At 67.1% G+C, this 12,304-nt stretch carries 11 protein-coding genes; 6 read left to right on the top strand and 5 right to left on the bottom strand.

Features of this window, described 5'->3' with window-relative positions; genetic code table 11:
* The first annotated feature begins 99 nt into the window (after positions 1-99).
* On the top strand, positions 100-1,362 hold the full coding sequence (gene rho / locus ABUE11_RS07680) for a transcription termination factor Rho (protein ID WP_367068460.1): 1,263 nt from the start codon (positions 100-102) through the stop codon (positions 1,360-1,362).
* 58 nt (positions 1,363-1,420) lie between these two features.
* On the opposite strand, the gene ABUE11_RS07675 is transcribed toward rho, so the two are convergent.
* Positions 1,421-2,236: a crotonase/enoyl-CoA hydratase family protein gene (locus ABUE11_RS07675; RefSeq protein ID WP_367068459.1), complete on the bottom strand. Its 816-nt coding sequence runs from the start codon at positions 2,234-2,236 to the stop codon at positions 1,421-1,423.
* Between the two features lie 393 nt (positions 2,237-2,629).
* Between ABUE11_RS07675 and ABUE11_RS07670 the strand changes: the two genes are divergently transcribed.
* The 3 genes from ABUE11_RS07670 (at position 2,630) to ABUE11_RS07660 (ending at position 6,054) form a co-directional block, all read left to right on the top strand.
* Positions 2,630-2,884 (top strand): type B 50S ribosomal protein L31, encoded by a 255-nt coding sequence (locus tag ABUE11_RS07670; RefSeq protein WP_367068458.1) that lies wholly within the window; start codon positions 2,630-2,632, stop codon positions 2,882-2,884.
* 105 nt (positions 2,885-2,989) lie between these two features.
* Positions 2,990-4,690 carry a hypothetical protein gene (locus tag ABUE11_RS07665; RefSeq protein ID WP_367068457.1) on the top strand — a complete coding sequence of 567 codons (1,701 nt, stop codon included), beginning with the start codon at positions 2,990-2,992 and terminating at the stop codon, positions 4,688-4,690.
* Positions 4,690-6,054: an MATE family efflux transporter gene (locus tag ABUE11_RS07660; RefSeq protein WP_367068456.1), complete on the top strand. Its 1,365-nt coding sequence runs from the start codon at positions 4,690-4,692 to the stop codon at positions 6,052-6,054. The genes ABUE11_RS07665 and ABUE11_RS07660 overlap by 1 nt, the downstream gene beginning before the upstream one ends.
* A gap of 2 nt (positions 6,055-6,056) precedes the next feature.
* On the opposite strand, the gene glmM is transcribed toward ABUE11_RS07660, so the two are convergent.
* From glmM to ABUE11_RS07640, 4 genes are all read right to left on the bottom strand, one after another.
* On the bottom strand, positions 6,057-7,391 hold the full coding sequence (gene glmM / locus ABUE11_RS07655) for a phosphoglucosamine mutase (protein WP_367068455.1): 1,335 nt from the start codon (positions 7,389-7,391) through the stop codon (positions 6,057-6,059).
* Positions 7,388-8,242 (bottom strand): dihydropteroate synthase, encoded by an 855-nt coding sequence (gene folP / locus ABUE11_RS07650; protein WP_367068454.1) that lies wholly within the window; start codon positions 8,240-8,242, stop codon positions 7,388-7,390. Before folP ends, glmM begins: the two co-directional genes overlap by 4 nt.
* 59 nt (positions 8,243-8,301) lie before the next feature.
* Positions 8,302-10,224: an ATP-dependent zinc metalloprotease FtsH gene (gene ftsH, locus ABUE11_RS07645; RefSeq protein ID WP_367068453.1), complete on the bottom strand. Its 1,923-nt coding sequence runs from the start codon at positions 10,222-10,224 to the stop codon at positions 8,302-8,304.
* A 156-nt stretch (positions 10,225-10,380) separates the two neighbouring features.
* Entirely contained in the window at positions 10,381-11,034 is a 654-nt protein-coding gene (locus ABUE11_RS07640) for an RlmE family RNA methyltransferase (protein WP_367068452.1), read from the bottom strand.
* A 20-nt stretch (positions 11,035-11,054) separates the two neighbouring features.
* Between ABUE11_RS07640 and ABUE11_RS07635 the strand changes: the two genes are divergently transcribed.
* The gene (locus ABUE11_RS07635; RefSeq protein WP_367068451.1) at positions 11,055-11,528 is read left to right on the top strand and encodes a YhbY family RNA-binding protein; all 474 of its coding nucleotides are present in this window, start codon (positions 11,055-11,057) and stop codon (positions 11,526-11,528) included.
* Positions 11,528-12,265: a glycosyltransferase gene (locus ABUE11_RS07630; RefSeq protein WP_367068450.1), complete on the top strand. Its 738-nt coding sequence runs from the start codon at positions 11,528-11,530 to the stop codon at positions 12,263-12,265. The genes ABUE11_RS07635 and ABUE11_RS07630 overlap by 1 nt, the downstream gene beginning before the upstream one ends.
* Positions 12,266-12,304 lie beyond the last annotated feature (39 nt).

Below are 12,304 nucleotides of genomic sequence, written 5' to 3'. Positions count from 1 at the left end.
AGGTCACAGGCTCGCCAGGGCACCCATCGGTCCCGCACGGCACAGCAGCCACCTCCCTCCAGTCACAAGACCTATCTACTCCGCTGCAGGAGTCATTCCATGCACCTTAACGAACTCAAGGCACTGCACGTGTCTGAAGTGCTCAAGCAGGCCGAAGCGCTTGAGATTGAAAACGGCGGCCGCATGCGCAAGCAGGAACTGATGTTCGCCATCATCAAGAAGCGCGCGAAGGCCGGCGAGCAGGTGTTTGCCGATGGCGTGCTGGAAATCCTGCCCGATGGCTTTGGCTTTCTGCGCAGCCCCGACACGAGCTACACGGCCAGCACCGACGACATCTACATCAGCCCCAGCCAGGTGCGCCGCTTCAACCTGCACACGGGGGACATGATCGAGGGCGAGGTGCGCACGCCCAAGGATGGCGAGCGCTACTTCGCGCTGACCAAGCTCGACAAGGTCAACGGCGGCCCGCCCGAGCAGAACAAGCACAAGGTGATGTTCGAGAACCTGACGCCACTGTTCCCCAAGGAGCAGATGCGGCTCGAGCGCGACATCAAGGGCGACGAGAACATCACCGGCCGCATCATCGACATCATCGCGCCCATTGGCCGCGGCCAGCGCGCGCTCATCGTCGCCCCCCCGAAGAGCGGCAAGACCATGATGATGCAGAGCATCGCGCACGCCATCACGGCCAACCACCCGGACGTGCACCTGATGGTGCTGCTCGTCGACGAGCGCCCCGAGGAAGTGACCGAGATGCAGCGCTCGGTCAAGGGCGAAATCATCGCCTCCACCTTCGATGAACCCGCCGCACGCCATGTGCATGTGGCCGAGATGGTGATCGAGCGCGCCAAGCGCCTCGTGGAGCTGAAAAAGGACGTGGTCATCCTGCTCGACTCCATCACACGTCTGGCACGCGCCTACAACAACGTCGTGCCCTCCAGTGGCAAGGTGCTGTCGGGCGGCGTGGACTCCAACGCGCTGCAGCGCCCCAAGCGCTTCTTCGGCGCGGCGCGCAAGGTCGAGGAAGGCGGCAGTCTGACCATCATCGCCACGGCGCTGGTCGACACCGGCAGCCGCATGGACGAGGTGATCTTTGAGGAATTCAAGGGCACGGGCAACTGCGAAATCCACCTCAACCGCCGCCTGTACGAAAAGCGCGTGTTCCCGGCCATCGAGCTCAACAAGAGCGGCACGCGCCGCGAGGAACTGCTGCTCGCGCCCGAGATTCTGCAGAAGACGCGCATCCTGCGCCAGTTCATGTACAACATGGACGAGATCGAGGCCATGGAGCTCATGATCAAGAACATGAAGGCCACGAAGACCAATGTGGACTTCTTCGACATGATGCGCCGCGGCGGCTGACCCACCGGCTCACGCGCACACCACGAACGCCCTGCTCCACGCAGGGCGTTTTGCTTTGTCAGTCGCGGAACTTCGGCTCCTGTTTCTGCATGCTGGCCGCCATGGCCTGCTTCAGGTCCTCGCTCTGCAGCATGGCGGCGTTCCAGGTGGCGACGTAGTTCAGGCTGTCGGCCACGCTGTGGTCGCGCGCGTAGTTGAGCATCTCCTTGCTGCCGCGGATCGACAGCGGCGACTTGGCCGCGATGCTCGCGGCGATCTCCTGCACGCCCGCGTACAGCGCCTCGCGGCTCGCGAACACGCGGTTCACGAGGCCCATGTCGCGTGCCTCCTGCGCGCCGAACACGCGACCGGTGTAGGCGAGCTCGCGCGCCATGCCCTGGCCTATGAGCCTGGGCAGGCGCTGCAGCGTGCCCACGTCGGCCACCATGCCGATGTCGATCTCCTTGATGGTGAAGCTCGCGTCCTCGCTGCAGTAGCGCATGTCGGCGCAGGTGACGAGGTCTATGCCGCCACCTATGCAGCCGCCATGGATGGCGGCGAGCACGGGCTTGCGGCAACGCTCCAGACTGCTCAAGGTGTCCTGCAGGTCGAGGATGAGGCGGCGCAGCTTCTCGCGCTGGCGGCCCTCGCAGTCGTCGGCCACCAGCGCGCCCAGGCCCAACATCATCTGCAGGTCTATGCCCGCGGTGAAGTACCGGCCCTCGGCCTGCAGCACGGCCACGCGCACCTCGGGCGTCTGGTCCACCCACTCAAAGGCCTGGCGGATCTCCTGCCACATGGCAGCGTTCATGGCATTGGCCTTCTCGGGCCGGTTCAGGCGCACGGTGGCGACGTGTGCGTCGAGCGAGACAGCCAGGGTCTCAAAGCTTGGCATGGTGATGACTCCCTGTGTAGAAAAACGCCGTTGAGGCTTGCGTCGGCCAACCTGCGTGCGCCGGATGTCATCCATCTCGAAAAATTGGCGACAAGCCCTTTTGCAGAAAGCGCAAACAGCTATCTTTCCAATAGCAAACAGATCACCCAACCGCGTGCGCAAGGCAAACGTTGGTGCCGCAAGCCCCGCATCATCGGCACGGTTGGCGGCCCTGCATGTCGCCGGATGGACAGCCCTTGCCCGCCGCGCGCCAACGCCCGGTCGGCCGCGGCCACCGCGCAATGCGCCAAATATGCAATAATCAAAGGCTTTTTGCGGAAAGTACGCCGAGTTTTCAATGGGCAAATGGTTGCGCATGGCCGGCACGGCTCCCGCTGACGTGAGAGAGAGATCATGAAAGAAGGCATTCACCCCAACTACCGCGAAGTGCTGTTCGTGGACCTGTCCAACGGCTTCAAGTTCGTCACGCGCTCCTGCGTGACCACCAAGGAAACCGAGACCTTCGAAGGCAAGGAATACCCGCTGTTCAAGCTGGATACCTCGTCGGAATCGCACCCCTTCTACACCGGCACGCAAAAGTCCGTGGACAACATGGGCGGCCGCGTCGAGAAGTTCCGCAACCGTTTCGGCAAGACCGCAGCGAAGTAAGCAGCTTGGCCCGCCCACCCGTGCGTGGGCCTGCTCGTTTCGCAGCCAAGGCAGCCCGGGTTTCACCGCGCTGCCTTTTTTCTTTGTTTCTTCTCCGACGCCCGAGTGAACCTCCCGACCCCCGCCATCGTCGCCCAGAGCGCCGTCCGGCCGCTGCCGCGCTGGGCGCTGCTGCTGCTGTGTCTGGCCTATGCCGTGCCGGGCTTCATCGGCCGCGCGCCCTGGCGCAATGACGATGTGGCGTCGCTCGGCTACATGCTGGAGCTGGTGCAGGGCCGCACCAACTGGTTGCACCCGCTGCTCGCCGGCATGCCGGGCGACAGCGACGGACTGCTGCACTACTGGCTGGGTGCCTGGGCCATGCAGGCGCTCGGCGACTGGCTGCCCCTGGACCTGGCGGCGCGCGTGCCCTTCGTGGCGCTGCTGCTGCTGACACTCTGCGCCACCTGGTACGGCGTCTACTACCTGGCACGAGGCCCGGGCGCCCAGCCCGTGGCCTTCGCCTTCGGGGGTGAGGCCAGCCCCACCGACTACGCCCGCGCCATGGCCGATGCGGGCCTGCTGGCCCTCATCGCCTGCCTGGGCCTGGCCCAGCTCTCCCATGAGACCACGGGCTATCTCACGCAGCTCGCCAGCACGGCCCTGCTGTTCTTTGCCGGATCGGTCATGCCCTGGCGCATGGCCTGGGGGGCGACGGCCGCGCTGGCCGGAATGACGGGCCTGGTGCTCAGCGGCGCGCCCACGGTGGCCCTGCTGCTGGGCCTGGGATGCGCCGCGCTGCTGTGGTGTTCCAGCCAGGACGCGCCGGCGCGCACGCGTCTGGTGGCCGCGCTCATCCTGCTCGGGCTGACGCTGGCTGCCGCCGCTCTGGCCACGGGGCTGGAGATGTGGCGCTGGCGCGTCGTGGGCGCGCAGGACGGCAAGAGCTGGTCCAGCCTGCTGCGCCTGCTGATCTGGTTCAGCTGGCCGGCCTGGCCCCTGACGCTGTGGACGCTGTGGCGCTGGCGGCGGCTGATCGCGAGCGGACAATGGCATCGCCATCTGTGGCTGCCGCTGTGGTTTGCCCTGGTCGCCATAGGCGCCACGCTGACCACCCGCCCGGCCGACCGCGCCCTGCTGCTGGGCCTGCCCGCGCTGGCGGCGCTGGCGGCGTTTGCGCTGCCCACGCTCAAGCGCAGCATCGCGGCGCTGATCGACTGGTTCACGCTGCTGTTCTTCAGCGCCTCGGCCATCACCATCTGGGTCATCTGGCTGTCGGTGCAGACCGGCGTGCCCGCCAAGCCCGCGGCCAATGTGGCACGCCTGGCACCCGGCTTCGTGCCGACCTTCTCGGGCCTGGAGTTCGCCGTGGCGCTCGCCGGCACCCTGGCCTGGTGCGCAGTGGTGGCCTGGCGCACGGCGCGCAACCGCCCCGCCATCTGGAAGAGCCTGGTGCTGCCCGCGGGCGGCGCCACCCTGGGCTGGCTGCTGCTGATGACGCTGTGGCTGCCCATGCTCGACTACGACCGCAGCCTCGCGCCGCAGGTGGCCGAGGTGCGCCGCATCATGGCCAGCCCGAAGGGGTGCGTGGGCGCCCATGGCCTGAGCCGCGCCCAGGTGGCGGCGCTGATGTACCACGGACAGATGCGCGTGGTGGACCTGTCGCAGCTCGCGCCATGCGAGTGGCTGGTGGCCGACCCCGATGAGAGCCCCTCCATCGTCACCCTGCTGCCACCGGGCCAATGGGTGGAGGTGGGCACGGTGCATCGCCCCACCGACCGAAACGACCGGATGATGGTGCTGCGGCGCCTGGACGCCGGCCACTGATGCGCGAGCTCTCCACCATCGCCCGTCATGCGCTCACCGTGCTGGCCGGGCAGCTGGCCGTCATGGCCTTTGGCGTCACCGACACCATCGTCGCCGGCCGCTATGCGCAGGAGGCGCTGGCCGCCCTGTCCATAGGCTCGGCAGTGTTCGTGAGCGTCTATGTGGCGCTGATGGGCGTGCTGCAGGCGCTGATGCCCGTGTGGGCCGAGCAGCGCGGCGCCAACGCACGGGCCGCCATCGGCGTCAGCCTGCGCCAGTCGCTCTACCTGTGGGCCCTGGCCACGGTGCTGGGCATGGCCGTGCTGCTCTCGCCCGGCCCCATACTGGACTGGACCGAGGTGCCGCCCGAGCTGCGCGGCGCGGTGCGCGACTATCTGGCCATACTGGCCTTCGGACTGCCGCCGGCGCTGCTGTTTCGCATCTACAGCACGCTCAACCAGGCCTTGGGCCACCCCCAGCTCGTGACCTGGCTGCAGGTCGGGTCGCTGGTCGTGAAGCTGCCGCTGTCGATCTGGTTCACCTTTGGCGGCGCGGGGCTCGCACCGCAGGGCGTGGCCGGCTGCGCCTGGGCCACGCTCGTGGTGAACTTTGGCCTGGCCCTCGTGGCAGTGGTGATGCTGCGCCGCCACCCGATGTATGAACCGCTGGCCCTGTGGCGCCCGCTCGAGCGCCCGGACGCGGCACAGCTCGGGCATTTTCTGCGCCTGGGTCTGCCGGCCGGTCTGTCCATCCTCGTCGAGGTGACGTCATTCACGCTGATGGCGCTGTTCATCGCGCGCCAGGGCGCGCTGGCCTCTGCCGCGCACCAGATCGCCTCCAACCTCGCGGCCGTGGTCTACATGGTGCCGCTGTCGCTGGCCATTGCCACGAGCGCGCGCGTGAGCTACTGGCGCGGCGCCGGCGACGAGCGCCTCGCAGGCACCACGGCCTTGAAGGGTTTTTGGCTTGCAGCGCTTATGGGCATTACGCTGGCAGCTACGCTTTTAATAGTAAGAGAGCCTGTGGCGGCGCTCTATTCCACGAGCGCCGACGTGGTGGCGCTGGCCAGTGCGCTGCTGGTCTGGGTGGCCGCCTACCATGCGGCCGACGCGCTCCAGACGCTGTGCATCTTCGTGCTGCGCAGCTACCGCATCACGATCGCGCCGCTGGTCATCTACGGCGTGCTGCTGTGGGGCGTGGGCCTGTACGGCGGATACCGGCTGGCCTACCACGGCTGGGCCGGCATGGCGCCCATGCACTCACCGGCCCCGTTCTGGATGGCCAGCGCCGCGGCGCTCGCGCTCACGGCCCTGGCCTTCACCGCCCTGCTGCTGGCCGTGGTGCGCCTGCATCGGCGCCGTGAGGCGCCCACCAAGCTGGCGTAGGCTTACCCCGCCTGAGCGGCCTCTGCAAGACGCTGGGCGCAGCGCTCGGCCTGGGCGGCGTCGCGCGCCTCGACCATGACGCGCAGCAGCGGCTCGGTGCCGCTGGCGCGCACCAGCACGCGGCCGCCGTCACCGAGCTCGCCCTGGACTTGGTGCGTGGCGTCGGCCAGCGCGGCGTTGGCCTTCCAATCCTGCCCGGGCTTGAGGCGCACATTGAGCAGCACCTGCGGGAACAGCGGCACATCCGCCAGCAGCTGCGCCAGGGTCTTCTCGCTGCGCACGCAGGCCTGCAGCACCTGCAGCGCACTGATCAGGCCATCGCCCGTGGTGTGGCGATCGAGCGCCAGCAGGTGGCCCGAGCCCTCGCCGCCAAGCAGCCAGCGCTGGCGCTGCAGTTCCTCGAGCACGTAGCGGTCGCCCACCTTGGCGCGCACGAACTTCACGCCACGGCGCTGCAGTGCCTCCTCGATGGCCATGTTGGTCATCAGCGTGCCCACCACGCCGGGCACATGCTCGTCGCGCGCGAGGCGCTCGGCGGCCATCAGGTACAGCAGCTCGTCGCCGTTGTACAGGCGCCCCTCTGCGTCCACGACCTGCAGGCGGTCGGCGTCGCCGTCCAGGGCAATGCCGAAGTCCGCATGGTTGGCGCGCACGGAGCGCACCAGGGCGTCCGGGTGGGTGGCGCCCACCTCGTGGTTGATGTTCAGGCCGTCGGGCGCGCAGCCGATGGCGATGACGTCGGCACCCAGCTCGTGGAACACCTTGGGCGCGATGTGGTAGGCCGCGCCATGGGCGGCATCGACCACGATCTTCAGGCCGCGCAGCGTCAGGTCATTGGCAAAGGTGCTCTTGCAGAACTCGATGTAGCGGCCGGCCGCATCGTCGAGGCGGCGGGTCTTGCCCAGCGAGGCCGAGTCGGCCCACACGGGCGGCTGCTGCAGTGCGGCCTCGACCTCCTCCTCCCAGGCGTCGGGCAGCTTGGTGCCCTGGGCGCTGAAGAACTTGATGCCGTTGTCCTGATACGGGTTGTGGCTGGCGCTGATGACCACGCCCAGGCTGGCGCGCTGGGCACGCGTCAGATAGGCCACGCCCGGCGTGGGCAGCGGCCCGAGGAGGATCACGTCAACCCCGGCGGAGTTGAAGCCAGCCTCCAGCGCCGCCTCCAGCATGTAGCCGGAAATGCGCGTGTCCTTGCCGATCAGCACCGTGGGGCGCGCCTCGGAACGGCGCAGCACGCGCCCCACGGCATGGGCCAGGCGCAGCACGAAGTCGGGGGTGATGGGCGGCTGGCCTACGGTGCCGCGTATGCCATCGGTGCCGAAGTATTGACGGCTCATGGTGTAGTTCCTCTTGTTGAATGAATGGGGTCTTGCGTGGCGCGCCATACGGCCAGCGCCGCCACGGTGTCGCGCACGTCATGCACGCGCACCACATGGGCGCCGCGCTGCACGGCGAGCAGGGCCGCGGCCACGCTGGCGCCCAGGCGCTCCTCGACCGGCAGGCCGGTCACGGCCCCGAGCGATGACTTGCGCGACCAGCCCGCCAGCAGCGGCCAGCCCGGGCCCAGCAGTTCCTGCTGGCGCGCGAGCAGGCTGAAGTTCTGCTCCACGGTCTTGCCAAAGCCAATCCCGGGGTCGATGCAGATTCGAGCCTTTTCGACACCGAGGGCTTGCAGGGAAAGCGCATGCAGCTGCAAAAATGAGAGTACCTGTGGCACGGCGTCGCCGTCCATGGGGCTGAGCTGCATGGTCTGCGGGTCTCCATGCATGTGCATCAGGCAGATGCCGCAGCGTGGATGCGCTGCCAGCACCTGGGCGCTGCCGCCTTGGCGCGCGGCCCAGATGTCGTTGATGATGTCGGCGCCCAGGTCGAGCACGGCCTGCATCACCGCGGGCTTGTAGGTGTCGACGGAAATGGGCACACCCATGCGCACGGCCTCGCGCACCACGGGCAGCACGCGCGCCAGCTCGTCTTCCAGCGAGACCGGCGGGCTGCCGGGACGCGTCGACTCACCGCCGATATCGAGGATGTCCGCGCCCTCCTTGAGCAACTGCTCGCAGTGGCGCAGCGCGGACGCGGTACTCGCGTGCTGACCCCCGTCGGAGAACGAGTCCGGCGTCACGTTGACGATGCCCATGACCCGCGGGCGCGTCAGGTCCAGATCGAAGCGGGTGGTCTGCCAGTGCATGGAAAACAAAAACGTTGGGCGCCTTGCGACGCCCAACGCTCAAGAGCCGTACCGCCGGATCACGCTGCGGAAGGCGATGGGTCGGGCTTGACCGCCGGCGTGCCGCCATCGGCGCCGCCGCCACCCGAGGGGGGGGTGCGCGGCGTCCAGTCCTTGGGCGGACGCGGCTCCTTGCCGGCCATGATGTCGTCGAGCTGCTCGGCGTCTATGGTTTCCCAGTCGAGCATGGCCTTGGCCATGGCGTGCATCTTGTCCTGGTTGTCCTCGATGAGCTTTCTGGCCAGGGCGTACTGCTCGTCGATGATGCGGCGCACCTCGGCATCGACCTTCTGCATGGTCTCCTCGGAGATGTTGGTCGTCTTGGTCACAGAGCGGCCCAGGAACACCTCGCCCTCGTTCTCGGCATAGACCATGGGGCCGAGCGCCTCGCTCATGCCGTACTTCATGACCATGTCGCGTGCCAGATTGGTCGCGCGCTCGAAGTCGTTGGACGCACCCGTGGTCATCTGGTGCATGAACACCTCTTCGGCGATGCGGCCGCCGAACAGCATGGCGATCTGGTTGAGCATGTACTCCTTGTCGTAGGAGTAGCGGTCCTTCTCGGGCAGGCTCATGGTCACGCCCAGCGCACGGCCGCGCGGGATGATGGTGACCTTGTGCACCGGGTCGCACTTGGGCAGCAGCTTGCCGATGAGCGCGTGGCCGGCCTCGTGGTAAGCGGTGTTGCGGCGCTCCTCCTCGGGCATGACCATGCTCTTGCGCTCGGGGCCCATGATGATCTTGTCCTTGGCCTTCTCGAAGTCCTGCATCTCCACCGTGCGCGCGTTGCGGCGAGCGGCCATCAGCGCGGCCTCGTTGCACAGGTTGGCCAGGTCGGCACCGCTCATGCCGGGGGTGCCGCGGGCGATCACGGCCGGGTTCACGTCCTGGCCCACGGGGATCTTGCGCATGTGCACGTTCAGGATCTGTTCGCGGCCGCGGATGTCGGGCAGCGTCACATAGACCTGACGGTCGAAGCGCCCCGGGCGCAGCAGCGCCTGGTCCAGAATATCCGGCCTGTTGGTGGCCGCGACGACGATCACGCCGAGGTTGGTCTCGAAGCCGTCCATCTCGACCAGCATCTGGTTGAGCGTCTGCTCGCGCTCGTCGTTACCGCCACCCAGGCCCGCGCCACGCTGGCGACCCACGGCGTCGATCTCGTCGATGAAGATGATGCAGGGCGCGTTCTTCTTGGCGTTCTCGAACATGTCGCGCACGCGCGCGGCACCGACGCCGACGAACATCTCGACGAAGTCCGAGCCCGAGATGGAAAAGAACGGCACCTTGGCCTCGCCGGCGATGGACTTGGCCAGCAGCGTCTTGCCGGTGCCGGGCGGGCCGACCAGCAGCAGGCCGCGCGGGATGCGGCCGCCGAGCTTCTGGAACTTCTGCGGATCCTTGAGGAAGTCCACCACCTCCTTGACCTCTTCCTTGGCCTCGTCGCAGCCGGCCACGTCGGCAAAGGTGACGGTGTTGTTGTTCTCGTCGAGCATGCGCGCCTTGGACTTGCCAAAGCTGAACGCGCCGCCCTTGCCGCCACCCTGCATCTGGCGCATGAAGTACACCCAGACGCCGATGAGCAGCAGCATGGGCCCCCAGCTGACCAGGAGCGTCATGAGGAGCGACCCCTCCTCGCGGGGCTTGACGTCGAACTTGACGTTGTAGTTGATCAGGTCGCCGATCAGGCCCCGATCCAGATAGGTGGCCGTGGTGCGGATGCGGCGGTCATCGTTGGTGATGGCCAGGATCTCGGTACTGCCCCCGGGGCCTTCCTGGATGGTCGCACTCTTGATGCGATGCTGGCGCACGTCCTCCAGGAACTCGGAATAGCCCACAGCCCCCGCGCCCATGCCCGTACGGGTGTCAAATTGTTTGAACACCGTAAAGAGCACCATGGCGATGACCAGCCAGACTGCGACTTTAGAAAACCACTGATTGTTCAAGCGGGGCTCCAGATTCAGAAATGGGAAACGGCCGGCGCCGCCTCATGCGGATGTCCCGGCACATTTGGGGATCATTTTAGGCCTTTCAACCACGGCCCTCCCCGCAATTAACCCCGAATCGCCCGATGGTCAAGCGCCCGCGCGGCGCCGAGGAGGCTACTTGAGGCCGATGCCGACCAGAAAGGTCTCGGACGACCTGTCCCGCGACGCCTTGGGCTTGACGGGCTTGACGACGCGGAAGGTGTCCCGGAACAACTGCACCAGCTGGCTGTAGCCGCTGCCGTGAAACAGCTTCACGACCAGGGCGCCCTCGGGCCTGAGGTGGTGCACGGCGAAATCCACGGCCAGCTCGATCAGGTGGCTGATGCGCACGGCATCGACCGACTCCACGCCCGACAGATTGGGCGCCATGTCCGACACCACCACGTCCACAGGCCTGCCCTGCACCGCCTGCTGCAGGCGCGCGAGCACCTCCTCGTCGCGAAAATCCCCCTGCAGAAAGGTTACGCCCTCGATGGGCTCCATGGGCAGGATGTCCAGCGCGATGATGGTGCCCGCAAGCTTGCCCACGGCCGCGCCGCCGGGCGAGAGGCGCCGGCGCACATACTGGCTCCAGGCGCCGGGCGAGGAGCCGAGATCGACCACCGTGCAGCCCGGCCTGATGAGGCCGAACTGCTCGTCGATCTCCTTGAGCTTGTAGGCCGCGCGGGCGCGGTAGCCCTCTTTCTGCGCGAGTTTCACATAGGGATCATTGACATGGTCGTTGAGCCATGCCTTGTTGACCTTCTTGCTTTTGGTCTGAACTTTCATGCGTTGAGATAATACGTCCTATGCCCCAAATTCAATTGACTCCGGCCGAGCGCCGGGAACACCGCGCACAGGCCCACCATCTGGACCCCGTGGTCATGATCGGCGCCGATGGTCTCACGCCGGCGGTGCAAAAGGAAATCGACGCCGCGCTCAACGCCCATGGCCTGATCAAGGTGCGCGTGTTCGGCGACGACCGCGCCGCGCGCGAGCAGATGTACCAGCAGCTCGCCGACGATCTCAACGCCGCACCCATCCAGCACATCGGCAAGCTGCTGGTGCTCTGGCGCCCGATCCCGCCCAAGGAAAAGGCGGTGGACGAGGGCCGCATGCCCGGCCCGCGCGACGTCAAGGTGCTCAAGTTCGGCCGCCCCGGCCAGCGCCCCGAGGTCAAGCAGCTGCGCGTGCTGGGCAACCAACGCCTCACCGCCGGCGGACAGATCAAGCGCGCCAAGAAGGCCAAGCCCAAGTCCATCAAGAAGAGCCAGGGCCAGTGATGAGCCAGTCGCCACAGCGCCATGTGATCTGCATGAAATGGGGCACGAAATACGGCCCCGAGTATGTCAACCGGCTCTACGCCATGGTGCGCCGCCACCTGAGCGGCGACTTCAACTTCGTCTGCCTGACGGACGACACCCTGGGCATTCGTTCCGAGGTGCAATGCCTGCCGATTCCGCCCCTGAAGCTGCCCGCGGGCATTCCCGAGCGCGGCTGGAACAAGCTGGCCACCTTTGCCGCCGACCTGCACGGCCTCAAGGGCACGGCGCTGTTCCTGGACGTGGACGTGGTGGTGGTCGGCTCGCTCGATGACTTCTTCACCCAACCCGGTGAATTTCTCATCATCCACGACTACAAGCGGCCCTGGCGCATCACGGGCAACTCCTCCGTGTATCGCTTCGAGCTGGGCGCGCACCCGGACGTGCTGGAGTACTTTCGCGGCCACTTCGAGGAGATTCGGCGCAAGTTCCGCAACGAGCAGGCCTATCTGTCCGACGTCATGCACAAGCAGGGCAAGCTGCAGTACTGGCCCAAGGCCTGGTGCCCGAGCTTCAAGTACCACGGCATTCCGCGCTGGCCCACCAACTACTGGAAGGCGCCCTTTGTGCCGCCCGGCGCGCGCGTGGTCATCTTCCACGGCGAATGCAACCCGCCGGACGCCCTAGCCGGTCGGCGCAACCGGCGCTTTCGCCACATCGAACCCGCCACCTGGGTGGCCGAGCACTGGCGCGAGTAAGCTCAAGCCAACGCGCGCTGGCGCGTCACCCCACGGGCG

This window comes from Oryzisolibacter sp. LB2S (assembly GCF_040732315.1).
Taxonomy (GTDB): Bacteria; Pseudomonadota; Gammaproteobacteria; order Burkholderiales; family Burkholderiaceae_C; genus Alicycliphilus; species Alicycliphilus soli.
Note: the sequence above shows the minus strand (reverse complement) of the source record. Positions and strands in the feature narration are given on the sequence as shown.

Bases quoted from the DNA above. Each gene is read 5' to 3' on its own strand.
- ABUE11_RS07640 (WP_367068452.1), bottom strand. From the start codon at position 11,034: ATGAAAGTTCAGACCAAAAGCAAGAAGGTCAACAAGGCATGGCTCAAC.
- ABUE11_RS07635 (WP_367068451.1), top strand. From the start codon at position 11,055: ATGCCCCAAATTCAATTGACTCCGGCCGAGCGCCGGGAACACCGCGCA.
- glmM (WP_367068455.1), bottom strand. From the start codon at position 7,391: ATGAGCCGTCAATACTTCGGCACCGATGGCATACGCGGCACCGTAGGC.
- rho (WP_367068460.1), top strand. From the start codon at position 100: ATGCACCTTAACGAACTCAAGGCACTGCACGTGTCTGAAGTGCTCAAG.
- ABUE11_RS07670 (WP_367068458.1), top strand. From the start codon at position 2,630: ATGAAAGAAGGCATTCACCCCAACTACCGCGAAGTGCTGTTCGTGGAC.
- ABUE11_RS07675 (WP_367068459.1), bottom strand. From the start codon at position 2,236: ATGCCAAGCTTTGAGACCCTGGCTGTCTCGCTCGACGCACACGTCGCC.
- ABUE11_RS07630 (WP_367068450.1), top strand. From the start codon at position 11,528: ATGAGCCAGTCGCCACAGCGCCATGTGATCTGCATGAAATGGGGCACG.
- folP (WP_367068454.1), bottom strand. From the start codon at position 8,242: ATGCACTGGCAGACCACCCGCTTCGATCTGGACCTGACGCGCCCGCGG.
- ABUE11_RS07660 (WP_367068456.1), top strand. From the start codon at position 4,690: ATGCGCGAGCTCTCCACCATCGCCCGTCATGCGCTCACCGTGCTGGCC.